The organism is Arthrobacter sp. CC3 (assembly GCF_039907775.1).
GTDB lineage: Bacteria > Actinomycetota > Actinomycetes > Actinomycetales > Micrococcaceae > Arthrobacter.
Genome location: NZ_JARCCY010000058.1, coordinates 1 through 25,269 on the forward strand (window position 1 = coordinate 1; position 25,269 = coordinate 25,269).

19 protein-coding genes and 1 pseudogene are annotated in these 25,269 nt (G+C 66.9%); 8 read left to right on the top strand and 12 right to left on the bottom strand.

The features are described 5' to 3' along the window. Positions 1-93: 93 nt before the first annotated feature. Together PV761_RS21910 and PV761_RS21915 are read right to left on the bottom strand one after the other, a co-directional pair. On the bottom strand, positions 94-2,472 hold the full coding sequence (locus PV761_RS21910) for a chromosome segregation ATPase (protein ID WP_347899705.1): 2,379 nt from the start codon (positions 2,470-2,472) through the stop codon (positions 94-96). Positions 2,473-2,640: 168 nt separating this feature from the next. Next, positions 2,641-3,447, bottom strand: coding sequence for a hypothetical protein (locus PV761_RS21915; RefSeq protein WP_347899706.1), 807 nt, complete (start codon positions 3,445-3,447; stop codon positions 2,641-2,643). Positions 3,448-3,554: 107 nt separating this feature from the next. Between PV761_RS21915 and PV761_RS21920 the strand changes: the two genes are divergently transcribed. From PV761_RS21920 to PV761_RS21935, 4 genes are all read left to right on the top strand, one after another. Further along, positions 3,555-4,256 carry a type 1 glutamine amidotransferase domain-containing protein gene (locus PV761_RS21920; RefSeq protein ID WP_347899707.1) on the top strand — a complete coding sequence of 234 codons (702 nt, stop codon included), beginning with the start codon at positions 3,555-3,557 and terminating at the stop codon, positions 4,254-4,256. Between the two features lie 181 nt (positions 4,257-4,437). Then, a complete protein-coding gene (locus tag PV761_RS21925) occupies positions 4,438-5,418 on the top strand; it encodes an ABC transporter substrate-binding protein (RefSeq protein WP_028270993.1) in 981 nt (326 codons plus the stop codon). Positions 5,419-5,509: 91 nt separating this feature from the next. Then, positions 5,510-5,989, top strand: a complete 480-nt coding sequence (locus tag PV761_RS21930) for a helix-turn-helix transcriptional regulator (RefSeq protein WP_347899708.1) — start codon at positions 5,510-5,512, stop codon at positions 5,987-5,989. 9 nt (positions 5,990-5,998) lie between these two features. After that, a complete protein-coding gene (locus tag PV761_RS21935) occupies positions 5,999-6,409 on the top strand; it encodes a VOC family protein (RefSeq protein ID WP_028270995.1) in 411 nt (136 codons plus the stop codon). A 191-nt stretch (positions 6,410-6,600) separates the two neighbouring features. Here the strand turns inward: PV761_RS21935 and PV761_RS21940 are convergent, their stop codons facing one another. The 7 genes from PV761_RS21940 to PV761_RS21970 are packed head-to-tail and all read right to left on the bottom strand — an operon-like array spanning position 6,601 to position 14,034. Next, positions 6,601-7,980 (bottom strand): NtaA/DmoA family FMN-dependent monooxygenase, encoded by a 1,380-nt coding sequence (locus PV761_RS21940; RefSeq protein WP_347899709.1) that lies wholly within the window; start codon positions 7,978-7,980, stop codon positions 6,601-6,603. A gap of 9 nt (positions 7,981-7,989) precedes the next feature. Then, complete coding sequence (locus PV761_RS21945) at positions 7,990-9,096, bottom strand: LLM class flavin-dependent oxidoreductase (RefSeq protein ID WP_347899721.1); 1,107 nt, start codon at positions 9,094-9,096, stop codon at positions 7,990-7,992. Next, positions 9,096-9,929, bottom strand: a complete 834-nt coding sequence (locus tag PV761_RS21950) for a DUF1684 domain-containing protein (RefSeq protein WP_347899710.1) — start codon at positions 9,927-9,929, stop codon at positions 9,096-9,098. The genes PV761_RS21945 and PV761_RS21950 overlap by 1 nt, the downstream gene beginning before the upstream one ends. Next, positions 9,907-11,073 carry an LLM class flavin-dependent oxidoreductase gene (locus PV761_RS21955; protein WP_347899711.1) on the bottom strand — a complete coding sequence of 389 codons (1,167 nt, stop codon included), beginning with the start codon at positions 11,071-11,073 and terminating at the stop codon, positions 9,907-9,909. The genes PV761_RS21950 and PV761_RS21955 overlap by 23 nt, the downstream gene beginning before the upstream one ends. After that, complete coding sequence (locus tag PV761_RS21960; protein ID WP_347899712.1) at positions 11,070-12,119, bottom strand: transporter substrate-binding domain-containing protein; 1,050 nt, start codon at positions 12,117-12,119, stop codon at positions 11,070-11,072. The genes PV761_RS21955 and PV761_RS21960 overlap by 4 nt, the downstream gene beginning before the upstream one ends. Positions 12,120-12,130: 11 nt before the next feature. Continuing rightward, entirely contained in the window at positions 12,131-12,973 is an 843-nt protein-coding gene (locus PV761_RS21965) for an amino acid ABC transporter ATP-binding protein (protein WP_347899713.1), read from the bottom strand. Further along, positions 12,970-14,034: an amino acid ABC transporter permease gene (locus PV761_RS21970; protein ID WP_028271002.1), complete on the bottom strand. Its 1,065-nt coding sequence runs from the start codon at positions 14,032-14,034 to the stop codon at positions 12,970-12,972. Before PV761_RS21970 ends, PV761_RS21965 begins: the two co-directional genes overlap by 4 nt. 268 nt (positions 14,035-14,302) lie before the next feature. Here PV761_RS21970 and PV761_RS21975 point away from each other — a divergent pair, with 268 nt between their 5' ends. The 4 genes and pseudogenes from PV761_RS21975 to PV761_RS21990 all read left to right on the top strand — a co-directional run bounded on the left by PV761_RS21975 (position 14,303) and on the right by PV761_RS21990 (position 19,708). Beyond that, complete coding sequence (locus PV761_RS21975) at positions 14,303-16,255, top strand: FAD/NAD(P)-binding protein (RefSeq protein ID WP_347899714.1); 1,953 nt, start codon at positions 14,303-14,305, stop codon at positions 16,253-16,255. Positions 16,256-16,380: 125 nt separating this feature from the next. Then, positions 16,381-16,844 (top strand): annotated as a pseudogene (locus tag PV761_RS21980) (GNAT family N-acetyltransferase). Between the two features lie 9 nt (positions 16,845-16,853). Continuing rightward, positions 16,854-18,572, top strand: coding sequence for a helicase HerA-like domain-containing protein (locus tag PV761_RS21985; RefSeq protein WP_347899715.1), 1,719 nt, complete (start codon positions 16,854-16,856; stop codon positions 18,570-18,572). A 143-nt stretch (positions 18,573-18,715) separates the two neighbouring features. Then, positions 18,716-19,708, top strand: a complete 993-nt coding sequence (locus PV761_RS21990; RefSeq protein ID WP_347899716.1) for a hypothetical protein — start codon at positions 18,716-18,718, stop codon at positions 19,706-19,708. A 142-nt stretch (positions 19,709-19,850) separates the two neighbouring features. On the opposite strand, the gene PV761_RS21995 is transcribed toward PV761_RS21990, so the two are convergent. From PV761_RS21995 to PV761_RS22005, 3 genes are all read right to left on the bottom strand, one after another. Then, positions 19,851-20,678 (bottom strand): DUF559 domain-containing protein, encoded by an 828-nt coding sequence (locus PV761_RS21995; protein WP_347899717.1) that lies wholly within the window; start codon positions 20,676-20,678, stop codon positions 19,851-19,853. Positions 20,679-20,905: 227 nt separating this feature from the next. Further along, complete coding sequence (locus tag PV761_RS22000; RefSeq protein ID WP_347899718.1) at positions 20,906-22,939, bottom strand: NHL domain-containing thioredoxin family protein; 2,034 nt, start codon at positions 22,937-22,939, stop codon at positions 20,906-20,908. Next, a complete protein-coding gene (locus tag PV761_RS22005; RefSeq protein ID WP_347899720.1) occupies positions 22,939-25,128 on the bottom strand; it encodes a cytochrome c oxidase assembly protein in 2,190 nt (729 codons plus the stop codon). Before PV761_RS22005 ends, PV761_RS22000 begins: the two co-directional genes overlap by 1 nt. Positions 25,129-25,269 lie beyond the last annotated feature (141 nt).

Below are 25,269 nucleotides of genomic sequence, written 5' to 3' on the forward strand. Positions count from 1 at the left end.
TCGATCCGGGACCACTGATCATCACTCAAAACAGAAGTTCGCGACACCCCTCAAGCATTCCAGCCAGCACGCCACCGATTTAGGAGACACGCCCTAGGCCACGCAGCCGCCGAGAAGGATCTGCCCGTCAATGGCAGCTATCTGCTTTTGAACGCTGCCGAGCTGGTCCTGGAGAGACTTGACCTTTGCCCGCTGGGCTTCGAGAGCGTCCTTGTTTGTCTTCTTTTGGGCCGCGAGGGTGTCCAGCTGTCCCTTGGCAGTCGTGACCTGCTGGTCCAGCGCTATCAGTTGCGCCTGGAGTGTCTTGAGTTGGGCTTCGGTTGCGCTGATCTCGCCGTTGAGCTTATTCAGCTGGTCCAGCAGCGGAGCGACCCGGGTCTGCAGGTCCAAGACCTCCGCTTCCTTGGCTGAGATCTGCGTGTTGAGAACTGCTAGCTGCTCGACCAGAATGTCCAGGTCGGCGTTCAGCCGCGCGATCTCACCCTGTTTCGTGGAGACAGAAGCGTTGGCACCGTCCAGATTGGCCTGCAACGCCGGCAGTTCGCCCTGCAGGCCGCTGACCTCTGCCTTCTTGGCGTCGACTGCGGCATTGGCGGCGGCGAGTGCGTCGTTAGCGTTAGCCAGTTTGGCCTGCAGACCGCCCAACACGGTCTTCTGTTCCGCGACCGCCGCTTGGGCCTCGGTCACACTCTGGGTCAGTCCCGGAAGTGCAGCCTCAAGGCCCGTCACGACTTTTTCCTGCTCGGCGACGTTCGCTGCGGCCGTGGCTGCGGCGCCCTGCAATGCCGGCAGTTGCGACTGAAGGGCGCTGACCTCCCCCTGCTTGGCAGTGACGCTGGCGTTGGCATTATTGACCGTCGCCTGGAGCGCCGGAACCTGTGCCTTCAGGGCAGCGATCTCGCTCTCCTTCGTGGCGACGGCGGCGTTAGCGGCTGTCAGGGTGGTCTGCAGCGGCGCCGCCTGCTGTTGCAGGGCGCTGCTTTCCTGCTGCTTGGCCAGGAGTTGGGCATTGAGGGTGCTGACCGAGGTCTGAAGAGTGGCCAGATCACCTTGGTATCCGGAGATCTGCGAGCTTTTTGCAGCTATCTGGCCGTTCACTGTGGTCAGCTCGGCCTGCTTCGCCGCTCGCTGAGCTTCCAGTTGCCGCTTGGCGTTTGAATTAGAGTTTGGCGGGAACTCGGTGTTGATCCTGTTCGTAAGGGCCGCTATCTCCGATTCAAGGGTGGCCTTGGTTGCCTGCAACGTGGCAAGCTCCCCTTGCGCCGTGTTCAGTTCGGCCTGCTTGGTCGCAATGTTGGCGTTCGCAGTGGCGATCTGCCCCTGCAGCGACACGATCGCGGCGTTGGCCGCAGTGATCTTGTTGGTGTTGGCTATTAGCGCCGAGGCGGCCGCCGCCGCATTTGCCGTCAGTGTGGTCAGCTCACCCTGCGCGGAAGTGATCGCGGCGTTCTTGGCGGCCAGTGCATCCGAAGCCTGGGTGGCCGCAGTTTGCAGCGCCGTGAGTTCGCCCTGTGCCGTCCCGATCTCTGACTGCTTGGCGGCCACAGCGTCCGCGGCTGTTTGGGCGGTGGACTGCATAACAGACAGGGTTGCTTTTGCCTCGGTGACCTTAGCCTGCTGGGCGTCCAATTGCGCCTGCGCGGCCTCCCCCAGACCTTCAAGCCGCGTCAACTCGGTCGCCGCATCGGCAACTGCCTGGGCCGCCGCGGTGGCGGCCGCCGCTGCTTGTTCCGCGGTATCGTTCAGGTCGGCCAGCTCGCCCTGCGCCTTGAGGATCTCGGCGTTCTTTGCGGCGAGGGCGTCGGCGGCTGCACTGGCAGCCGTCTGGAGGTCATTGAGTTGGACTTCTGCCGCTCTGATCTCGCTCTTTTTTGCTGCTTCCTGAGCTTCGAGGTCTTCCTTCTGCGCGCCCAGCAACGCAGCGGCCGCCTGCGTAACGCCGAGCTCCTCCTGCAGCGGGGCTAGTTGTTCCTCTGCGGCGGCGCTATCAGCTTTGAGTCCGGCCAGCGCCTTCTCGGCATCGGCAACCGATTGTGCCGCGTTGCTCAGGGCGACGTTGAGCCCGGCCAGTTCTCTTGCGGCCGAGTCCGCTTCCAGGCTCAGCTGCTGCTCCTCCGCAGTGAGCGCGGCAATCGCCTTGTCCGCTGCGGCAATGTCCGCCTTCAGACCGTCCGCCGTTGATTGCAGTGCCGCACGTTCGGCCTGGAGGGACGAGATGAGAACTGCATTCTTGCGGGCCGCAGCCTTGAGGAGGTTCTCCTGCACAGTGCCGCGATGCGCCAGCTGGTTCACCACTCCATTACAGATACCGGCGCTGTCGTTGGCTGCCTGTGCTACGGGCACCATCACCAGCATGCTGGTTAGGACGCCAGGGAGGACGACCGCGGCAGCCAGCCGGCGGGCGAAGGTGGATGTGGTGGACGCTTGGTGCATGGTGAACCCCCGGGTGCGAATGGGAAATGCGGCCGTCATTGGCCGCAAATGTAGTCCCGATGTTAGGGGCGGGCGCTCAGAAAAACACCAGTACATTCCACTCGACTTTGGGTGTTTTTATACCTGTTTTTTGCGCGCAGTACTCACTTTTTTACTCAGGCTGACTTGCGTTGACTTGGTGCACTTTTGTAACACAGCAAGCAGTAGTTACTTGCAGGCGTAGTTGTAGTCGAGGCCGCCGGAGACGTACTGGGTCACTGCCACCGTGCTGCCCGGAGTAAGCCCTGCCAGGGAGCAGTTCGACTTGGCCCCATTGAGGGTTCTGGCGCCGGCGAGCCAGCTCGAAAGTCCCGCCAGATTGCTGGTGGACGGAACCGCCCCGGCAATTTTGCTCCACTGCGAGCCGGTGGAATAGAGCCCGACGTCGGCACCGATGCTTTCGAAGTAGGCGGTCATCCCTTCCAGGTCAGCCCGGTTCGCGGTCGTGTCGCTCTGCCAACTGTTCCCTGTCTCCACATCCAGCCACCAGAAATAGTTCTGCGGGCCATCCACGCCGCGCAGCTTGGCGTCGTCGTACGCTTTCGCATAGCCGTACACATAGGCGCAGGAGGCGTCGTTCTTGCCCGTGCACTGCCCGTACGAGCTGGTCACGGTGGTTCCCATGTACTCATTGGACGTCGGCCACCAGGAACCGGCCAGCCCGGGGTTGGCTGTATTCACGTAGAGGGCCACGCGCGGCTGCGCCGTCAGCTGCTTCTGGGACACCGCGCCCTCGGCCCAGTCCAGCTGTTCCTGGAAGCAGGGATTGGTGGTGTTGGCCAGCCCGTTGTTGACGCCCACGATCGCGAAGGCGAGTCCGGAGGGAAGGGTCTTGCCGCACTGCGGCCACGACACGTCAATCCCCAGCGGATCAGACGGACGCGGCGGGCCCGCCATGGCCGGACCACCGCCCATCAGCGCCAAGCCAAACGCAGTGGCAACGGACAGAACCATCTTCATCATTGATGCGGCCATACCCAAGGTTATATACCAAGCGGCCCGGGCAGGAATACTCAGCATGCTTATCGGGTTGCCGCCCTTGTGAGCCGTCCCGGCCGGGCCGGCCGGACAGGAGCAATATCATGGCAAACATTCTGATGGTGGTATCCGCAGCTGACTCCCTCACCATGCGGGACGGCACCAAACACCCCACCGGCTACTGGGCGGAGGAGCTGGTGGTCTCACACCAGACCCTGCTCGACGCCGGCCACACCGTGCACATCGCAACACCCACCGGCGCCAGGCCCACCGTTGACGAGGTGAGCCTCGCCCCGGAGTCGGCCGGCGGCCAGGACCGTGCAGACGGCTTCCGCGCCTACCTCGCCGCCATCGACGGTGAGCTGTCCGCACCGCTGGTGCTCGCCGACGTCGACCCCTCCGCATATGACGCCGTGGTGATGCCGGGCGGCCACGGGCCCATGGCGGACCTTTACAAGGACGCCGACCTCGGCCGCATCCTGGCTGAGGCGGACCGGGCCGGCAAGGTGATCGCGCCGTTCTGCCACGGCCCTGCGGGCCTCCTCAGCGCCGTTGACGACGACGGGAAGTTCGTTTTTGCGGGGCGCCGCCTCACCGTATTCACGGATGAGGAGGAACTCAACGGCGGCACCGGCCCCAACACGCCGTGGTTCGTGGAGGACGTGCTGAAGGACAAGGGCGCCATCGTGGAAAACGGAGCCGCCTGGAGTTCCAACGTGGTCCGCGACCGCAACCTGATCACCGGGCAGAACCCGCAGTCCAGCGAGGACGTGGCCAAGGAGGTCATCAAGGCCCTCGCCGCCTAGTCGACGGTCGCCCAGACCCGGCCGCGGCGTCACGGCAGCGGGTTCCGTGACGCCAGCGGACGCCGGATTAACCACGATTACCCCTTGTATCGCAGGGTTTCAAGGCGCTTTGACCGGGTTTTCGCGCTGACGGATAGTTGCTGGCACAAGCACCGAATCCGCACACTTCCAAGGGGAACCCATGGCCCGTTTTTCACTCAAACCCGCCGCCACCGCAGCGCTGGCCGCCACCACGTTGCTGGGGCTCGCGGCCTGCTCTGACCCCGGGGCTTCTGCGGCGTCGGGCTCCGCACCGGCAACGTCGTCCACGGGCATCAAACAGTTCAACCTCTCACCGGAGCAGGACCGTGTGAAGGCTGAAGTGGATCCGGCGGCCGCGGCTTTGGTCCCGGAAGCAATCAAGAAGGACGGCAAGCTGACGGTGGCCGTCAGCCCGTTCGCGGCACCGTTGGCCGTCTACGCCACGGACAACAAGACGCCGGTGGGCAATGAGGTGGATATCGCCGTCGCACTGGCCCAGACGCTGGGCCTGGAGGCTGACATCGTTCCCACCGCCTGGGCCGACTGGCCCCTCGGCGTCGAGTCCGGCAAATACGAGGCCGTGCTGTCCAACGTCACGGTGACCGAGGAGCGGAAGCTCAAGTTCGATTTCGCCAGCTACCGCGACGACAAGCTCGGCTTCTACGCGAAAAGCGACAGCTCCGTCACCAAGGTGGAGTCCGCGCCGGACGTTGCCGGCAAACGCGTGATTGTGGGTTCCGGAACCAACCAGGAGTCCATCCTGCTGCGCTGGGACGAGGAGAACAAGAAGAACGGCCTGCCCGCGGTGGAGTTCCAGTATTACGACGACGACTCCGCCTCCTCGCTCGCCCTCCAGTCCGGACGGGCGGACCTGACGTTCGGGCCGAACGCGACGGCGGCATTCAAGGCGGCTTCCGATGCAAAGACCAAGCTGGTTGGCCTGGTGGACGGCGGCTGGCCGCTGAAGGCAAGCATCGCGGCCACCACCAAGAAGGGCAACGGTTTCGCCGCCGCAGCACAGGCGGGCCTGAACCACCTGATCGAAGACGGCAGCTACGCCAAGATCCTGGACCGCTGGGGCCTCAGTTCGGAGGCCGTGCAGAAGTCCGAGCTGAACCCGGCGGGGCTGCCCAAGAAGTAGTCCGGCTTTCGACGCAAATGTGCAGGGCGGCCGGCGGCTGCCCTGCACATTTGCGTGGCGAAACCCCCGCAGTGCGGCGTACGCTCATGACATGACCCCGCAAGAGCTGGCCAACCTGGCGCACCTGCGCCGGGCGCGGGACCTGATCGACAGGGACTTCGCCCGCGCCTTGGACGTGCCCACCATGGCGAGCAAGGCCCTGATGTCACCGGCGCACTTCTCTCGGCAGTTCCGGGCCGCCTACGGCGAGACCCCCTACAGCTACCTGATGACGCGCCGGATCGAGCGGGCCATGGCTTTGCTCCGCGGCGGCATGAGCGTGACCGATGCCTGCATGGCGGTGGGCTGTACGTCGCTGGGATCCTTCAGCTCACGCTTCACGGAACTAGTGGGTGAACCGCCCAGCGCCTACCGGCTCCGGGAACACAGCGCGGTGGAGGCGATGCCGGGCTGCGTGGCACGGATCAGGACACGGCCGGCGCGGCAGGCTGCCAAACCTGCAGGTCCCGGGAATGCAGCCGGTGCCCAAGTGAGCAGGATTCGAGAAGCGGCCCTGACGCCCGCGGAATAGCTTTGTGGCATGAACATTTCACTCCAGTACTGCAACATCACCGTCAATGACACCGAGAAGGCCCTCGCCTTCTACCGGGATGCCCTGGGCCTCGAACTGCGCAACGACGTGGCCTCCGGGGGATTCCACTGGATCACCCTCGGCAGCGCCGCCCAGCCGGGCCTTGAGATCGTGCTCTCCGAGCCGCATGCGGGCCGCTCCCAGGAGGACGGGGACATGATGCAGGAGCTCCTCACCAAGGGAGTCCTCCCCATGCTCGTGTTCCGTACCGACGACCTGGACGCCACGTTCGAGAAGGTCCGGGCGTCCGGTGCCGAGGTCATGCAGGAGCCGATCGACCAGCCGTGGGGGCCGCGCGACTGCGCCTTCCGGGACCCCTCCGGGAACATGGTCCGGATCGCGCAGGCTCCGAAGGACTGATTCCTCCGGCGCAGGCCATCACAACAAAGAATCCCCGCCGGACGTCGTCCGGCGGGGATTCCTTTGATGGGCGAGCCCGGGTCCTCTAGAGGTACTGCTGCCAGACAGTCAGCTGCAGCTTCACCGTATCCGCGGCGGACTCCCGGTCAGCATCTCCCACTTCCGTGCCGGACACGTCGCCGCCCATCGGCTCAGACCCTCGCTTCCGAAGGCGCAGATTCCGTGGGTGCGGATGCCGAAGCGCGTTCCGGCGTGGCCAGCCCCAGGTTTTCCCGCAGCGTGCTGCCGGCATACTCGGTGGGGTAGACACCGCGTTCCTGCAGTGCGGGCACCAGGTGGTTGACGATGTCGTCCAGGCCCGTGGGAATCAGCCACGGCGAGATGTTGAAGCCGTCCACGGCGCCGGTGCGGGCGTACTCCACCAGCCGGTCGGCCACCTCGGCGTAGGAGCCGTTGAAGGTGGCGTCCACGCGGCTGGTCTTGGCAGAGACGAACTGGCGGATGGACAGCCCCTTCTCCTTGGCTTCGGCCCGCCACTGGTCGGCCAGCTGCCGCGCCTTGGCCCCGTGGAAGCCGCTGCCGCGGGTCTCGGAGGTTTCCTCCACCACCGGATCAATCTCCGGCAGCGGCCCGTCCGGATCATATTCGCCCAGTTCGCGTCCCCAGAACTGTTCCAGGTAGGCGATGGCCTGCTGCGGGCCGATCTGGAGGCTACGGACCCAGGCTTTCTTGTCCCGGGCCTCCTCCGGCGTTGCGGCAAGGATGAACTCGCTGGCCGGCATGATCTTGACGTCGTTTGCTCCGCGTCCTGCGTTCAGCGTCCGCTCCACGATGTCGCGCCGGAAGTCCAGGGCGTCGTCGAGCTTGGGGTGGGCGGAGAAAATGACGTCGGCCTGGCGGGCGGCGAAGTTCCTGCCCTCCGGAGAGTCGCCGGCCTGGAACAGCACGGGCCGGTACTGGGCGCTGCGCGGCAGGCGAGGGTTCACGTCCACGGTGTAGTGCTGCCCTTCGTGAAGCACACGCTGCCACTGCCCGGTGGCCGGATCATGCGAATCCCAGATCCGTTTGGCCGTCTCCACGAATGCCTCGGCGTGCGTGTACCGGTCAGCGTGGTCCAGGTACCCGCCGCGGCGGAAGTTGGCGCCGGTCCAGGCGTTGTCCGTGGTGACGATGTTCCATGCGGCGCGTCCGCCGGAGAGGAGGTCCAGCGAGGACAGCCTGTGCGCCAGGTCCGCCGGATCGTTGTAGGTGGTGTTCTGGGTGGCAACGAGTCCGATGTTGGAGGTCACCGCGGCCAGGGCGGCGAGCATGGCCTGGGCGTCCGGGCGTCCGGCGACGTCCAGTTCATGCGGACGGCCCAGGTGCTCGCGGAGGCGGAGCCCCTCACCCAGGAAGAAGGCGGCAAACAGTCCCCGCTCCGCCGTCTGGGCGATGCGGCGGAACGATTCGAAGTCCGTCTGCGAGCCGGACTCGGCGGCCTTCCAGATGGTCCCTGAGTTCACGCCCTGGAAGAAGATGCCGAACTGGAGCTTCCCGCTCGGCTGGTATTTAGCACGGCTGTGCTGTGTCATGGTTTTCCCCTAGTTTCCGACGGCGGTTGCGGCGTAGCGGCTGGCTGGTCGTTCGAGGCCCAGCAGGTCCCTGAAGGTCCCGTCCTGCGGCACCGGGGCGAGCACTCCCCTGCGCCGGAGTTCAGGCAGCACCAGCCGGGACAGTTCCTCGGAGTCGACGTCGAACCTGGCCGGATGCAACCGGACTCCGTCCGCCACTTCCAGTACTTCGGTCAGCAGGTCTGCCAGTTCGGCCGCGGACCCGGCGAAGCGTGCCCGCCGGGCACCGTCAGTCCCTCCGCTGCCAGGCTTGCCGATGGCCGATTCGTCCCCGAGCCGCTGGGCGGCGCCCTGCCCCCGGGCCTCCAGGACGACGTCGAGCTCCACCACGACGGCGGGCGATCCGCCGCCCAGCCGTTCCCGCACGTCGCGGATCTCCTCCGCGAGGAGCTCCGCCGTCGGGGCCGAGACCAGGACTGCATCCACCGCGGAGGGCTCAACCAGGCCGGCGCCCACGAGGGACGCCGGCACGAGCACCGGCAGCTGTCCCTGCAGGGGACGGGGGATGATGGACGGACCCTTGACCGAGTAGCCGGGACCGTCGAAGTCCACGTAGTGCAACTTTCCGGCGTCGAGGTAGCGGCCGCTGGCGACGTCGCGGATCACGGCGTCGTCCTCCCAGGAGTCCCAGAGCCTGCGGCTGACCTCGATGGATGCCGCGGCCTCCTGCGCCAGGCCGTCACCGGCAACGTAGGAGCGCCCGACGGCGGCGGCCGCCGCGGGATCGTCCTCAGCGGTGGCGATCCAGCCGGCACGGCCGCCGCTGACGTAGTCCAGGCTGGCCAGCTGGGTGGAGGCATGGAAGGGCTCGGTGTAGGCCGTGTCCACTTCCGGGATCAGGACGAGGGAGCGCGTCAGCGGCCCGGCGAAGGCGGCGCGCTGCAGCGCGTTCAGCCGTCCTTCCACCGGGGAATCCTTGAAGGTCACGGCGTGGAAATCGGCGGATTCGGCGGCCAGCACGGCGGCGGCGAGCGCCGAAGCACCCCCGGCTGTGTCGCCGTCGGCCGCGCGCGCCACGCCGTCGAGTTCCAGCGCCAGGAAGCCCCAGCCACCGGCAGTCTTGTTGGTGTTTCCCATCATGCGTCCTGACGTTCGGTGGGGGTCTGCTCTCCGGCTTCGACCGCTACCGGCAGCCGGTTCTCGGCGGGCGGCAGCGGGCACGTGGCAAGGTCGGTGTAGGCGCACGGCAGGTTCACGGCCCGGTTGAAGTCCAGGCGGACCGTGCCGTCCTGTCCGGGTGCCGCGACCGTTAGCGACCGGTTGGCCGCGTAGGTGGTCTTGCCGGACGTTTCATCCGTGAACAGCACGGACAGGCTGCCCGGAGCGTGGCCGTTGAAAGCCGTCAGGGCAAGATCGCGCCCGCCCAGCCGGAACCTGACCTGGCCGGGGGCTTCGTAGACGTGCTGGATGCCCTCGACGGCGGCGCCCACGGTGGTGGCACGCGGCTCGTCGAACGGGACGAACGTTCCTTCCACCGCGAAGGCCGGGTCCGGTTCGTACGTAGGCGTGCCCTGGTACTCGCGGAGCAGCGGGTTCTCCGGGTGGCGCGGCCTGACAATGTATTCGCCGCCGCGTTTGGCGAGTTCGACGACGGTGTCCCCCGCAGCGAGGTTGACGCCGCCGCGTTCCGCGATGGGTCCGAACAGCACGGTGGCGCCGCCGCCGTCGGCGTTTAGTTCCCTGCCGTCCTGCTGCAGGGTCTCGCCTTCCGCCAAAACCAGGCGGACGGCGTCGTTCTCCACATTCCAGGTGCCGGGAACACCGTCGAGCCGCGCGGGCTCGGAACCCAGCCAGTGCAGGTGCGTGACGGCCAGGAAGCCGTGGGGGTCGGCGCGGTGCCGCTCATGGGCGGCGTGCCACTCGGCCCAGGCCGTGGCGAACGGAGTTTCAGTGTGCGTAGACGTGGGCATGATCGCTCCTGTAGTTGTCGTGGTCGGCGGCGACGGTGGCGGCGGCGTCCGGTTCGGTGGCTCCGGCAGACTCCGGACGGCCGCCGAAGGGATCCGGTGATTCCCACAGGTTCGTGGGCGCCGCCGCCCGGACTTTGGGGATGACCTCCAGGGCGAACCGCTCCAGGATCTCCAGTTGCTGCTCAAACGGCAGCGTGGTGGGCAGCGAGATGGACTGGAGGTCGTGGCCGTACAGCTGGTGGTAGCTGAGGATCTTGTCCACCACCTGCTCCGGGCTGCCCACCAGGGCGGGCCCTTCAGCCACCGCGTGGTCGATGTCGCGGAACGGCGAGTTGTTCCCCGGCACATTCCGGCCGGCGGTCAGTGCCTCGTACACGGGGCCGACCTGCTTCTTGGCCTCTTGCGTGGTGTCCGCGATGAACACCCCGCCGGCGCCGCTGCCCGATCCGAGGAACTGGTGCCGCGGGTCGTGCCCGTGGCGTTCGTACTCTTCGCGGTAGTGATCGATCAGCACCTGGTAGTTTTCCCGCGGTTGGATGGCGTTGGCGGTGAACAGCGGATCGCCCCACTTTGCCGCGAGCGCCGCGGAGGTCAGGGTGGTGGCTGAGCCGTGCCACACCCGGGGTGCGCCGGCGAACGGCCGCGGTGTGGTGGTGGTCGATTCAGTCAGTGCCGGGCGGAATCTGCCGGACCAGGTGACGTTCTCCTCGCTCCAGAGCCGCCGGAGCAGCCCGTATTTTTCGGCTAGGAGGTCCCACTGGTCATCGAGGTCCAGGCCGAAGAGCGGGTACTGCAGTACCTCGTTGCCCTTGCCGATCACGAGTTCCAGCCGGCCGCGGCTGAGCTGGTCGATCGTGGCGTAGTCCTCCGCAACGCGCACCGGGTCCAGGACGGAGAGGACGGTCACCCCGCTTTGCAGCCGGATCCGGCTGGTCACAGCGGCGATGGCGGCCAGCACGGTGGTGGGCGACGACGAGATGAACTCCCCGGCGTGCCGTTCCCCCACTGAGAAGCTGTCGTAGCCGAGCTCCTCCGCGCGCTGCGCGGTCCGGACCACCTGGTTGAGCCGGTCAGCCGTGGAGACGATCGCCCCGGTGAGCGGGTTCTTCAGGTGCGGAATGATGTCGAGGACCTGGAACTTCACTGTGTTTTCCCTGCAGGCGCAGCCCCGAAGTTGGCTTCAGTGACGGTCTTGGATTCAGGCAGTGCTTCCTCGGAGAGGCCCCAGCGTTCCAGGACCTTGCCGTAGGAACCGTCCTTGATGGCGGAGTTCAGCGCCTCGGTGATGACCGGTGCCAGCCCGTTGCCCTTGAGCGAGGTGGCAGCCACCAGGGTTTCGGACGGCCAGCCGGCGTTGACCTTGCCCACGATCTTCAGGTCGTCCCGGGTGTTCTCGCGGTACGCAGTGGACGGGTAGGGCGCGATGTTCAGGTCGGTGCGGCCCGAGGACAGCGCCAGGATGGTGTCGGCGTCGGAAGAGTAGTACTGCAGCACTGCCGGCGCTTTGCCCTTGCCCTCGAGTTCCTTGTTCCAGGCCAGCAGGATCTTCTCCTGGTTGGTGCCGGAGCCCACGGAAACCTTCAGGCCGGAGATGTCGTCTGCGCCCTTGATGTCGTACGAGGAGCTCTTTTTCGCCTCGAAGCCCATGTAGGCGGCCCGGTAGCTGGCGAAGTCGAACAGCTTCACGCGGGCGGCGTTGATGCCCACATTGGAAAACACGGCCTCGAAGTCGCCGGACTGGGTCTTCAGCGGCCAGTTCTCCCACGACGTGACCTGGATGTCGAGCTCCAGGCCCAGCTTGTCCGCCACCAGCTGGGCGATGTCCAGTTCGGAGCCGATGGGCGTCTTGTCATCCGTGGCGTGGAAGGACAGCGGGATGGAACCGGCTGTGGTGGCCACGGTGAGTTTGCCGTCCTTGCCGATCAGCTCGGGGACCTTGGCGGCGAGCGCCGTGTCCTTATCGGCCCGGATCCGCTGCTGGTCCGGTGAGGTGTTGTAGACGACGCCGTTGCGTGCCGCCGTCGTCCCCGGATTGCCGGAAACTGCGCCTCCGGAAGCGGCCGCGCCCGGATCGGCGCAGCCGCTCAGCGCGAGGGTGCCGGCAAGGGTCCCGAGAAGGACGACGGCGGGAAGCGCCGCCAGCGTGCCCGTCCGGCCGCTGCTGTTGTGCCGGGAGGTGGAGAGTGCCATGGGGAGGTCCTTTAGATGTTGAAAGCGGGTTCGATCACCTTGGAGAAGAAACTCCGGGTGCGTTCTTCCTGCGGGTTGGTGAAGATGTCATGGGGTGCGCCCTGTTCCACGATCTGCCCCTGATCCATAAAGACCACGGTGTCCGCCACGTCGCGGGCGAACCCCATTTCGTGGGTGACGATGATCAGCGTTGTGCCGGAGGTGGCGAGCTCCCTGATAACGTCCAGGACCTCGTTCACGAGTTCGGGGTCCAGGGCAGAGGTGGGCTCATCGAAGAGGAGGATCTTGGGGTCCAGTGCCAGGGCCCGGGCGATGGCCACACGCTGTTGCTGGCCGCCGGACAGCTGGCGGGGGTAGGCGCCGGCGCGGTCTTTGAGGCCCACCCGGTCCAGCAGTTCCAGCCCTCGGTCCCTGGCCTCGGCCTTGGTCAGGCGCGGTTTGCCGGAACGCGGCGCCACCACGGGGGCTTCGGTCACGTTCTCCAGCGCCGTGAGGTGCGGGAAGAGGTTGAAGTTCTGGAACACCATGCCGATTTCGGTGCGCTGCTTGAGGATGTCTTTCTCGCGCAGTTCGTGGAGGCGTTTGCCGCGGACCTCGTAGCCCACCAGTTCGCCGTCGATGGCGATAAAGCCGCCGTCCACCTTTTCCAGGTGGTTGATGGTGCGCAGCAGGGTGGACTTTCCGGACCCGGACGGGCCTACGATGACGGCCACTCCGCCCGGTTCAACGGTCAGCGTGATGCCTTTGAGGACTTCGGTGGCGCCGAAGGATTTCCGGACCTTGGTGATTTCCACGAGCCCGCGGGTGGTGTCGGAGGCGGCCGGGTGCTCTGTTGCGGCGGCAGTGGCGGTCATCGGGTGCTCCTTGCTCGGTTGTCGGTGGCAGCGTGGGTGGCGAAGAACCGGCGGGCCTTCTGCAGCGGCGTCAGCGGGAGGGTCCGCACGGCGCCCTTCGAATAGTGCCGTTCGATGTAGTACTGGAAAACGCTGAGCACCGAGGTGATCACCACGTACCAGAGTGTGGCCACGAGGAGCAGTGGCAACACCTGCTGGGTGCGGTTGTAGATGACCTGGACGGTGTAGAACAGCTCCGAGTACGCCAGGACGTACACGATGGAGGTGCCCTTGACCAGGCCGATGATCTCGTTGAAGGCGGTGGGCAGGATGGCCCGCATGGCCTGCGGCAGGACGATCCTGGTGGAGCGCCGCCAGGCCGGAATGCCCAGGGCGGCGGCTGCTTCCAGCTGGCCCTGGTCCACCGAGAGGATGCCGCCGCGGATGATCTCCGCCGAGTAGGCCGCCTGGTTCAGGGTGAGGCCCAGGACTGCAGCCGCGAACTGGCTGATCAGGGTGGTGGTCTGGACTTCGAAGAAGCGGACGTCCGTGAAGGGGATGCCCAGGCTGATTTTCTCGTAGAGGTAGCCCAGGTTGTACCAGAGAAGCATCTGCACCAGGAGCGGGGTGGAGCGGAAGATCCAGGAGAAGGTCCAGGACACCGAGACCAGCAGCGGCGAGGCGGAAAGGCGCATCAGGGCGAGGATGAACCCCAGGATGAACCCCAGGGCTCCGGAGATGGCGGTGAGCTTGAGCGTCTCCACCAGCCCGTTCACCACGGACTGCGCGGTGAACCACTGGGCCACCACGCCCCATTCCCAGCGCGGGTTCGTGGCCAGGGACCACGCCACCGCGGCCACGCCGAGCGCCACGACGGCGGTGCCCACCCAGCGCCACGGGTGGCGGGACGGGACCAGCCGGTAGTCGGCGTAGTCGGTGGCAGGTCCGCGGGACTGCGGGTTCTCGGGTCCCCGGGGTCCTCCCTGCTCCGCGGACGGGCCGGGGTTGGAAACACCTGCGTCAGTTCCGGCGGACGCCGGCCCTGCCGCGGACTGCGCTGCCCGGGTTGCTGTGGAACTCATGCGCCACCTCGCTTCTTGTCTTGCTGGATTGGTTTATCGCGTTCGGATTGCTGCAAATCTAGGGACGCCGGAAAGCGGCAGCAAGGCGGCATGTTGCATTGCTTCACGGAGGTTCTCACGGCGTCATGAGTCGTTTTCTTGCGTGGATTTACGCGCTGTTACGCGGCGTGAACGGCCGTGACCAGAGCCTCGACCGCGGTCTGCCGGGCTGCCTAGCATGAGGCGAAAACCCGGTCCCGGACCACCCCGCCTGAACAGGAGCGCAGCCGTGCCAGCGAACATCCCTACCGTTGCCTTTGTGGGCGGCGGTCCCCGGACGGCCGGCGTCCTGGAACGCCTCGCGGCCAACCGGCCGGAGCTGTTTGCCGGCCCGCTGGCCGTCCATGTCATTGAGCCGCACGTTCCCGGCTCGGGCAGGATCTGGCGCTATGACCAGCACCCCGGCCTGCTGCTCAACTCCGCCGCAGCGGACATCACCATGTTCACCGACGCCTCCGTAACGTGCGAGGGCCCCGCCGCCGACGGCCCCGGGCTCGACGGGTGGGCTGCCGGCGTGCTGGACGGCACCATCACCGACGTTCCCCCGCTCCCGCCGGAACTGCAACGCCAGCTGCGCGCCCTGACCGGCGCCACGTTTCCCACCCGCCAGCTGCAGAGCGTTTATCTTGAGTGGTTCTTCCGCCGGGCGGTTTCCGCGCTTGGCCCCGATATCGACGTCACCGTCCACCGGGACACCGCTGTCCGGATCGATTCCGACGGCGACAACGGCGCCGGCGGGTACCGTGTCAGGCTCGCCGGCGGCGGGACTGTTGACGCCGACGTCGTGGTTTCCGCCCTTGGCCACACCGATGCGCTGCCGGACGGGGCGTCCGCCGGTTTCGCCGGCTTTGCGGAGCGGCACGGCGGGTTCCACGCGGCACCCAGCTACACCACCGACGTCGACTATTCGGCGCTTTCCCCCGGCCAGGACGTGATCGTCTCGGGCATGGGGCTGGCGTTCGTGGACCTGGTGGTCCTGCTGACTGAAGGCCGGGGCGGCCGGTTCGAGGAAACGCCCGACGGCGGCCTGGCGTACGTTGCGTCCGGCGCGGAACCGCGGCTCTGGGCAGGTTCGCGGCGGGGGGTTCCGTACCATTCCAAGATTTCGTCCACCCTCCGGGGCGAGCCGGCAGGTGCGCCGCAGTTCTTTACCGCCGCCGTGGTGCAGGAATTGCTGGCAAAGCACGGGGAGCTGGACTTCCGCGCCCACCTCTGGCCGCTGATCGCCAAGGACGCGGGCTACGGCTACTACCGCGAGCTCTTCACGGGCTACCCGGAACGGGTGGCCCCCGGCTGGGACGAATTTTCGGTCCGTTTCGCCGAGCTGGACTGGTACAGCCCCGAACGCGAACGGCTGGTGCTCGAGTCGGTGCCGGACACGGAGTTCCACCTGGACTTCGAGAAGCTGGACCAGCCGCTGGCCGGACGTAACTTCGCCAGCCACTATGAGGTCCAGGAAGCCGTGGCCGCCTACATCGAGCATGACCTCCGGCTGCGCACCGGCCCCGACCACTCGGAGACGCTGGCCCTGTTCATCGCCCTGCTCAAGGTGTACATGGACCTGGGCCGGCTGGTGCCGCCGGAGCGGTTGAATGCGCGGTCGCAGCGTGAGGTGCACGGCTGGTGGCACGGGTTCTTCAGTTTCGTGGACTCCGGCCCTCCGCCGCAGCGGCTGCGGCAGCTGCTGGCTCTCCACCGGGCTGGGCTGCTGCAGTTCCTTGGGCCGGGGCTGGATGTCGGCGCCGATGAGGCCTCGGGGCAGTTTGTTGCCGTGTCCGTCCGGGGAGGGGTGCGGGTGTCCGCCAAGGCCTTGATCGAAGCGCGGCTTCCCGCCCCGGCGGTGGCAGGCTCCGCGAATCCGCTGCTGCGGTATCTGCACAGCTCAGGATTCGGCAGCGAGCAGGCGGTTCTTACCGCCGACGGCCTCCATGCAACCGGCCGGCTGCTGGTGTCCGCGGCCAGCGAGCTCGTCAGCCCGGTGGGCGAACCGCAACGCAGGTTGTTCGCCGTCGGGCCCAACACCTCCGGCTGGGGCGCCGGCGCCTTTGCCCGCCCCGGAACCAACGCTGCGCCGTTCCGCGAAAATGATGCGCTGGCACGCCGGATCCTTGGCGTTCTGGCGGAAGATGAAGCATCGGCCGTACCGGCCGTATCGGGAAAGGCTCAGCCATGGAACAACTGACCGTGCCGCCGGCGTCTTTGCAGGCGGCGGCAACATCGTCGGCACCGGCGCGCGTGGAGGCTCCGGCGCGCGTGGAGGCACCGGCGCGCGTGCGGGCGTCCGAACTGACGGTGCTCAGCCTGCCCATGCACGACGCCCGGGTGCGGCCGCTCCTGGACGAACTCGCCCAGGAATACGACTCCCGCTACGGGAACCTGTTCGGCCGGGGAGCTGCGGCAGAAGAACTCAACCGCTACCCCGCCGAGGAATTCGTCGCTCCGGGGGTGCCCTGCTGATCGTCCAGGAAAACGGCGAATCCGTAGCCGGCGGAGCGTTCCGGCGGCACGGGCCGGACACGGCGGAGTTCAAACGGATCTGGACCCACTCCGCCCACCGGCGCCGCGGCCTGGCCCGGTTCGTGCTGGCCGAGCTTGAAGCCCTCGCCGCCCGCCGCGGCTACAACCGGGTGTACCTGACCACCGGCCCGCGGCAGCCCGAGGCGAAGCACCTCTACCTCAACTCCGGCTACGAGCCGCTGTTCGACCTGGCAGCCGATCCCGAAACCATCAAGTTCCTGGCATTCAGCAAAGATCTGGAGCCGCGCGGCTAAGCTATCGGCATGGCCATCAAATCCACCGCAGATAAAGTCGCCACCATCCAGAAGGGCTACACCCTGGAGGGCGCCACCATCGAACTGGGAGCCGCGATTGTGGACGGCGAAGTCCACAAGGATGCCCCTGTCCGGCTGCCGCTCTCCATGATGAACCGGCACGGACTGGTGGCGGGCGCAACGGGCACCGGCAAGACCGTCACGCTCCACATGATGGCGGAGCAACTCTCCAACGCCGGCGTACCCGTATTCCTCGCCGACATCAAGGGTGATCTCTCCGGCCTCGCAACCGCAGCGGCGGGCAGCGAGAAACTGAAGGTCCGCACGGACGGCATCGGCCAGGCCTGGGCGGGCAAGACTTTTCCGGTGGAGTTCCTGGCACTCGGCGGCGACGGCAACGGCATCCCGGTCCGGGCCACCATCACGTCCTTCGGCCCCATCCTGCTTTCCCGCATTTTGGAACTCAACGACACGCAGGAATCCAGCCTGCAGCTCGTCTTCCACTTTGCGGACAAAAACAACCTGGAACTGATCGACCTGAAGGACCTCCGGGCGGTCATCCAGTTCCTCACCTCTGACGAGGGCAAGGACGAACTGGAGGCGCTGGGCGGCCTGTCCAAGGCGACCGCCGGCGTCATCCTCCGCGAACTGGTGACCCTGGAGGCCCAGGGCATGGAGGCGTTCTTTGGTGAACCCGAGTTCGACACGGCCGAGCTGCTGCGCACGGCGCCGGACGGCCGCGGCGTTGTCACCTGCCTGGAACTGCCCACGCTGCAGACCAAGCCGATGGTGTTTTCCACCTTCCTCATGTGGTTGCTCGCGGACCTTTTCGAGGACCTGCCCGAAGCCGGGGACCTGGACAAACCCAAACTGGTCTTCTTCCTCGACGAAGCCCACCTGCTGTTCAACGACGCTTCCAAGGCGTTCCTGGAAGCCATCACCACCACCGTCCGGCTCATCCGCTCCAAGGGCGTGGGCATCTTCTTCGTCACCCAGACGCCGAAGGATGTTCCGGCTGATGTCCTGGGACAGCTGGCCAACCGCATCCAGCACGCGTTGAGGGCATTCACGCCGGAGGACGCTAAGGCCCTGAAAGCCACCGTGTCCACGTTCCCGGTGAGCGACTACGACCTCGAAGAAACGCTGACGTCGGCCGGCATTGGTGAAGCCGTCATCACGGTGATGAATGAGAAGGGCGCTCCTACCCCGGTGGCTTTGACCCGGCTGCGGGCCCCGGAATCAGTCATGGGCCCCAGCACCGAGGAACTGGTCAAGAGCACCGTGGCCAATTCCGCACTGCTCGCCAAATACGGCACCGCGGTGGACAACGTATCCGCCTACGAGAAGATCTCCGGAAAGAGCGCGGCGCCCACGGGCGCGGCAGCCCCCGGCCAGCCGCCCACACCGGCCAGGGACGTCTTTGTTCCCGGCCCTGTTCCGGGAATGGACCAGGCAGCGGTCGACGCCGATGCCCGCCGCATCGAGGAGGAGATCCTCGGCCGCCCCAGCAGCAGGCCTGCCCCGGCACCGGAGCGGCCGCGCAGCGGCGAGCGCCAGGCACCCCCGGCGCCGCAGGAACAAGTCGGCGGAATGATGGGCGACCTCGCCGGAGCCCTGGGCGGGGCACTCGGCGGCGGCCTCAAAAGCATGGCCCGTTCGCTCGGCACCCAGCTGGGCCGGGAGTTGCTGCGGGGCGTCTTCGGCACCTCCTCGAGGCGCCGGCGCTAGAACCTCCGCCGGGCGCCTGAAGGGCCGACCGCGGGAGCCAGCCAGCCGCCGTCGGACTGTCTGACAGCCGCTCTGCAGCGTCATGGAGGGCGGCCCCTGCACCTGCTTTCACGTGCCTTACCGGTAACGTAAGGTGCGTGCAGATGAGTCAAGCGTTGGTGAGGATCGCAGCCGGGTGGCTGCTGGGCCTGATGCTTGCCATCGCCGGAGCCGTTGTGGCGGTGAACCTGGTCAACGCCTCGGTGGCAAGTCCCGAGCAGCCGGTACGTGAATATTTGGATGCACTGCAGAAGGGCGAAGGCGAAAAAGCGCTGGGCCTCCTGCGTGCCTCCGTGCCGCAAAGCGACGCCGCCATGCTGGACGGAACCGCGCTGCAAACGGCGGCGTCCCGGGTGACGAACGTGAAGTTCGGCGAGACGCAGGACCGCACCGGGAACCAGGTCATGGTTCCGATGGAATACACCATTGACGGCAGCCGGCTCAGTACCGAGTTCCTGCTGGAGCGGACCGGCACCGAATGGCTTTTCTTCAACAAGTGGGCGTTTGTGCCTGCCACCTTGCCCGTCCTGGAAGTCACCGTGGTCAACTCCAGCCAGGCCACCCTCAACGGCATTCCCGTGAACATGCCCAATGGCCGCAACAGCTTCGCCGTGTTTTATCCCGGCGAGTACGAGGCCAGCCTCAACGGCGAATTCTTCTCGGCCCCCGCCAGCCGCGCCACAGTGTCCGGCCGCGATGTCCCGACGGCGCCGCTGAGCCTTCTGACGGAGGCCACCCCGGCGCTGAGGGATGCTGTGGCGGCCAAGGTCAAGGAATTCCTGGACACCTGCGCCGCGGGAGCCGTGAAGGAGCAGAAGCTGCAGCCGGACTGCCCGTTCTACCACGCCACTTTCAACCGGGTGACGCCGGGAACCATTGACTGGAGCATCAGCGAGTACCCCAAGGTGTCCATTGAGCCCTTCGGCGGACGCTGGGTGGTGGCCCCGCTGGACGGGAAGGCACGGTTGCGGGCGCAGCAGACCGACCTGTTCAGCGGCGCCGTGACCAACCTGGATGTGGAACACGACTTCAGCTTCACCACGCGACTGGACGTCGACGGCGACACCATCAGGGTCACCCCGCTCCTCAGCTACTAGGGCGCCGTCACCAGGTCGCGGCAAGCACCGCGCCGTCACGCAGGGCAGACTTTTACCCCGCTGTGCCTCGTCCGGATGCGGATTCCTGCCGAACCTTGTTCCGTGGAGGCGTAAAAGCCTGCACTCAGTGACGCGCTGCCACTCAGGGCTGCAGACCCCGGCGCCCGGCCAGCACCGCGAGAACCTCGGCCAGCATCTGCTCCGGGCCGTGCACCACGTCCGCATAGTAGTAGCGGAGAACTGTGTAGCCTTCCACCACGGAGCGGTTGTTCCGGCGTTGGTCTTTCTTCACCTGTCTCCAGTCGCCGTGATGGCGCCCGTCAAGCTCGACTACCAGCCAGCCTTCGAGCAGCAGGTCCACGTACCCTACTCCGTCGATGTAGACCTGCGACTCCACCGTGATCCCTGCTTGGCGGAAGCACGTCCTGGCCAGGGTCTCCAACATCGACTCCGCACCGCGGTCCACCCACTGGAGGACGGCACGGGCCCGCCCGTTGCGGCGCCCCGGCAACTGCTGCCGCAGGAACTCCACAGCCATGTCGCCCCTGCCCACGGCGCATTCGACCATGATCAGCGACTCCCGGAACGGCAAGCACCGCAGGGCATGGATCAGCACGTCGGCGAGTGCTGCCACCGGCCTCGTGGAATTCGGGGGCTGGAGGAGTCCGCCGTGCTGCACCTCACGATCGAAGACTTCGCCACGACGGTGGTACACATGGGCGGGCCCGGAAGGTTCCAGCACCCATAGCCCGTAGGAGGGCGCGGCACTGATGCAGGTATGGAGCTGACGCCGCAGGATCAGAGCCACGTGGGCAGGATCTGCCGAAGGGAGCGCATACACGCCCCGAGCAGGCTGGTCGATGTTCGCCCTGGAGGCTCGTCGCAACGCGGCGTCGTCCACCCCGAGCCTGGCGAGAGCAGGCCGCCTTGCCGCTCCCCCGCACGCAGCCAACGCCTCCATCACATCCATGCCGACATCCTGCACAGGGCGGGAACCGTCCGGCACCCTTCACTGCTCGTATGTGGAAAGTCGCAACGGACGCTGGCTAGCTGGGGGCCGTGCGTCACGCCGTGCATCCTTTTGCAGCCTGGCCGCCTCGCGGGTCCTGGATTCGCGGCATCCAGAGGCCTCTTTAACGCCAAAAGGCTGCCGTCCGTGACGCCTCGTCACGAACGGCAGCCCTCAAGCAACCGGCCTCAGTCCATCCCGCGGAGGTCCAGGACCAGCTCAGTGTCGCCGTCCGCCTGCAGCACCACCGGGATGCCCCAGTCCTGCTGGTACAGGTGGCAGGCCGCGTGGTCGGGGATCTCGCCGTCGGCTGTTTCGGGGCCGTCGCAAGCGGCAGCGCGGGCGGTGATGTGCAGGACGCCCTCCGGCACGTCGGAGGAGAGCTCCAGGGTCCGCTGCAGGCCCAATGATGTTCCGCCGCCGGACACCAGCAACTCGTGCGGGGTGGAGGAGATCTTCAGCTGCGTGGGATCGCCCCAGCGGTCGTCGAGCTTCTGTCCCGTGGGCGCCGTGAAGCGGACCGTCAGTCCCAGCGTCCCGGGCGCTACAGGGCTCTTGGGCCGGTGTGTCTGCACCGCGCCCTCGTCCACCTGCTGCGCTTCCTTGGGGATGGGCACGTAGATCAGCTGGTGCTTGTTGGCTTCCACCACCACCAGCAGCGGCTCGGAGCCGGCCGTGTGCGTGTGGTCCACAATCACGTCGGACGGCTCGGAAAGTCCCCGCGCCAGCGTGGACACGGTTCCGGTGGCGGGGTCGTAGCGGCGGACGGCGCCGTTGTAGGTGTCGGCGATGGCCACGGAACCGTCCGGCAGCACCGTGACGCCAAGGGGGTGCTGCAGCCTGGCGTCGGCGGCCGGCCCGTCACGGAAGCCGAAGTCGAACAGGCCCTTGCCCACGGCGGTCTCCACGGTGACCGTACCGGCGTCGTCAATCACCAGTTTGCGCAGCGCGGACGTCTCGGAGTCAGCCACCCAGATGTTGCCCTCGGCATCCTCGGCCAGGCCGGACGACTGGGCGAACCACGCTTCGTGGGCGGGGCCGTCCTGAAGGCCTTCCAGCCCGTTTCCGGCCAGGATGGACACGGCACCTGAGAGCGGGTCGAAGCTGAAGATCTGATGGACGCCGGCCATGGCCACCACCACGGCGTCGAGCTTGGCGGACCACACCACGTCCCACGGAGAGCTCAGCGCCACGTCCAGGGGATGATCGCTGAGGCGGCCGGTGAAGCCTGCGGCGTCCTCGTCCACCCGCGCCGGCCCAGTCTCCAGCAGGCGCTGCACGCCGCTGCCCGCGAGCGTGGTGACGGTTCCGTCCGCGAGGGACAGCCCGCGCAGGCGGTGGTTGACGGAGTCGGCAATTACGACGTCGTAACCGGTCTTCGCTGCCACGTCTTCCGGCAGCAGGACAAGGCCCTGCGGCTCGTTGAACTGTGCGGCGGGTTTGAAGGAGTCGACGTCGGCGCCGGGGCCGTCGGCGTAGCCCTTCGTCCCGGAACCGTAGGTGCGCAGCACCGTGTGGAAGTCCGTGTCCAGTTCCACCAACCGGTGGTGGCCGGTGTCCGTAACGAGCCAGGAGCCGGAGTCGGGCGCGACGCCGCCGGACGTCCCGCCGTCGGACGTCCCGGCATCTGCAGTCCCGTTGGAGCGGGTGCCCCGGCCGGCCGGGAGGAAGAGGGCCTTGCCCGGGAACCGCAAGGTGCCCGACGTCGGCTCCGGAGCAACGTACGGGCCGTTGCCGCGGTGCAGGGTGCCCTTGGCCTCGTGCTGGGCGATGAGTTCCGGGATCAGTACGGAGAGGCCGTCCGCGTGGCCTTCGCCGGACAGGTGCGCCACGATGTAGCCCTCGGGGTCGATGACCACCAGGGTGGGCCAGGCGCGTGCTGTGTAGGCCTTCCAGGTTTCCAGTTCGGGGTCGTCCAGGACGGGGTGGTGGATCTCGTAGCGTTCCACGGCGGCCGCGAGGGCGACGGGGTCGGCCTCGTGCTCGAACTTCGGGGAGTGCACGCCCACGGTCACCAGGACGTCGGAGTACTTCTCTTCGAGCGGGCGCAGCTCATCGAGCACGTGCAGGCAGTTGATGCAGCAGAAGGTCCAGAAGTCCAGGAGCACGATCTTGCCGCGCAGGGCTTCCAGGTCCAGGGATTTCCCGCCGGTGTTCAGCCAGTTACGGCCCACCAGTTCGGAGGCGCGGACCCGGAGGTGGGTGCGTACGGTTTCGCTCATCAGCGTCCTTCCAGCTTTGAGTTGCGTTCAGCCAGCTTGGCGTCGCGTTCAGCCAACTTGGCAAACATATCGTTGTAAGCAGTGAGATCGGCGTCGTTATTCCTGTCGGCCGCGCGGTCGGTCCGTTTGGACTCCCGTGCATCGGAACGGGACCACATGATGGCGACGCCGATGGCCACCAGGAGCGTGGGTACTTCGCCGATGCCCCAGGCCACTGCGCCGCCCATCTGCTGGTCCAGCAGCGCGGAGGGCCCCCAAGCCCGGCCCAGGTTGCCGAAGTAGTCCGCGGCCAGCAGGTTGGTGCCGCCCATGATCGCGACGCCGAAGAAGGCGTGGAAGCCCATGGTGGCCAGCAGCAGCAACAGCCGCATCGGGTAGGGCGCGCGGCGGGGCAGCGGGTCCGTGCCGATCATGGTCAGCACGAAGATATAGCCGGTGAGGGCGAAGTGCAGGTTCATGAGTTCGTGGCCCACGTGGTCGCGCATGGCGTAGCCGAACGCATCCGAGTAGTAGAACAGCACGATGGAACCGGCAAAGTTGGCCGCGGCGAAGAGCGGGTGCGTCACCAGCTGGGAGAACTTGGAGTGCACAAACAGCAGCAGCCATTCACGCAGGCCCCGCGAGCCGTCTCCGCGCGCGGGAAGGGCGCGCAGTGCGAGGGTCACGGGGGCGCCAAGCACCAGGAAGATCGGCGCCACCATGGTCAGCGCCATGTGGTCCACCATGTGGGCGGAGAACAACACCCGGCCGTAGACGGACGGCGGCCCGGAGGTGATGTAGGTGAGCACCACCAGCCCGATCACCCAGTTGATGCTCCGGAACCAGGACCATTTGTCGCCGCGGCGCAGGACCTTGGCGACGCCGAGGAAATACGAGACGAGGCCGAAGGCGGCGACGGCGATCCAGAGCCAGTCCAGCCGCCATTCGGTCAACCAGCGTTCCGGAGTCAGCTCTGGCGGCAGTTCGTAGCCGGAGAGGATGAACGCCGGCGAGGCGTCGGGAGCGAAGGTGGTGGGCTGAGGCGGGGCTGAACGGCCAAGGGCGACGGCGATGCCTGAGGTGGCACCCATGATCAGCAGTTCCGCGATCACCAGCTGCCACAGCACCCGGCGGGAGGAGAGGGCACCGCCCTTGCGGTTCAGCTGCGGGATCACCCATTGGCGGTGCATGAGGCCGATGACGCCGAGCATCAGCGTGGCGACGGCCTTGGCGAGCACCATCTGCCCGTAGGCGGATCCGAAAAGGTCGTGCCAGGTGGTGATCCGGATGCTCGCATTGATGACGCCGGAGGCGAATACCAGGACAAAGGCGAATCCGGCCAGGGAGGAGAAACGGCGGAGCGTGGGCTCGGTGATGTCGGCTTTGCCGGCTGCTTTGGCACCGGCGTTGGCGGTGGCGCCCGCCTTGGCGCCCCCCTTGGCGCCAGCCAGGATGCCGGACAGGACAGCCAGCATGATGATGCCGCCAACCCACGCGGATACGCCCACAAGGTGCAGGGCCAGGGAGTTAATGGCGCCTTCATGGTCGCTGGAGCTTGAGGAGTGGCCGATGAGGGCGATGGGCACCATGCCCACCAGCGACAGCACTAGCGTGAGGGCCAGGCCCGTCAGTGACCTCACCCCGAACAGTGCCGTGGTCACCACTGCGGCAACGATGGTGACGGCGAGCCAGGCCCGCCCGGTTTCGATGTCCGTCATGAAGTAGACCAGCGCACGGGTGAACTCCGCATCCCCGGAGAGGGACTGGCCGGCAACATCCGAATAGGTCAGCACCAGCACTGCAATCGCTGACAGCGTCCATGCGGCACCGGCAGCAGCGGCCACGGCCAAGGCACGGGAGAACGCCGGATGCTCGGGTGTCGCTGTGTCCTTGGACCGGGATCCGTTGGCATTGCGGGGCAGGATGCCGACGGCGAAAATCAGGCCGCCGATCACCGTGGCCAGCGAGACGTTGTGGATGGCCTTGCTGATGGGCAGCCCCAAGCGGATCAGCGCTCCGGGATCGGACACCTCGCGTGCAGCGGCGGCTCCGGAGAACAGGAGCGCGGCCGCAAGTCCCAGGAAGAGTGCTGCAAGGCCGGCGAACTGCCATGCCCGCGAAATGCCCGCCACGCTGCCTGATGCCCCAGTCCTGCCCGGAGTGGGGGAAGGCTGCGGAACGGTGGGGCGGGATTTTGCTGCTGAGGGCACCTATCCATTGTCCGCTACGGGTGCCTGCGCCGCGAATCGGCCGGTTGCGCTAAACGGCAGTTAACCCCGTGGTTTCATCGGGCGGCCGTTGAAGGGCGTGTTTAAAGGGCGAAAAGGTGCTCTGACAAGGGAAAATAGTGG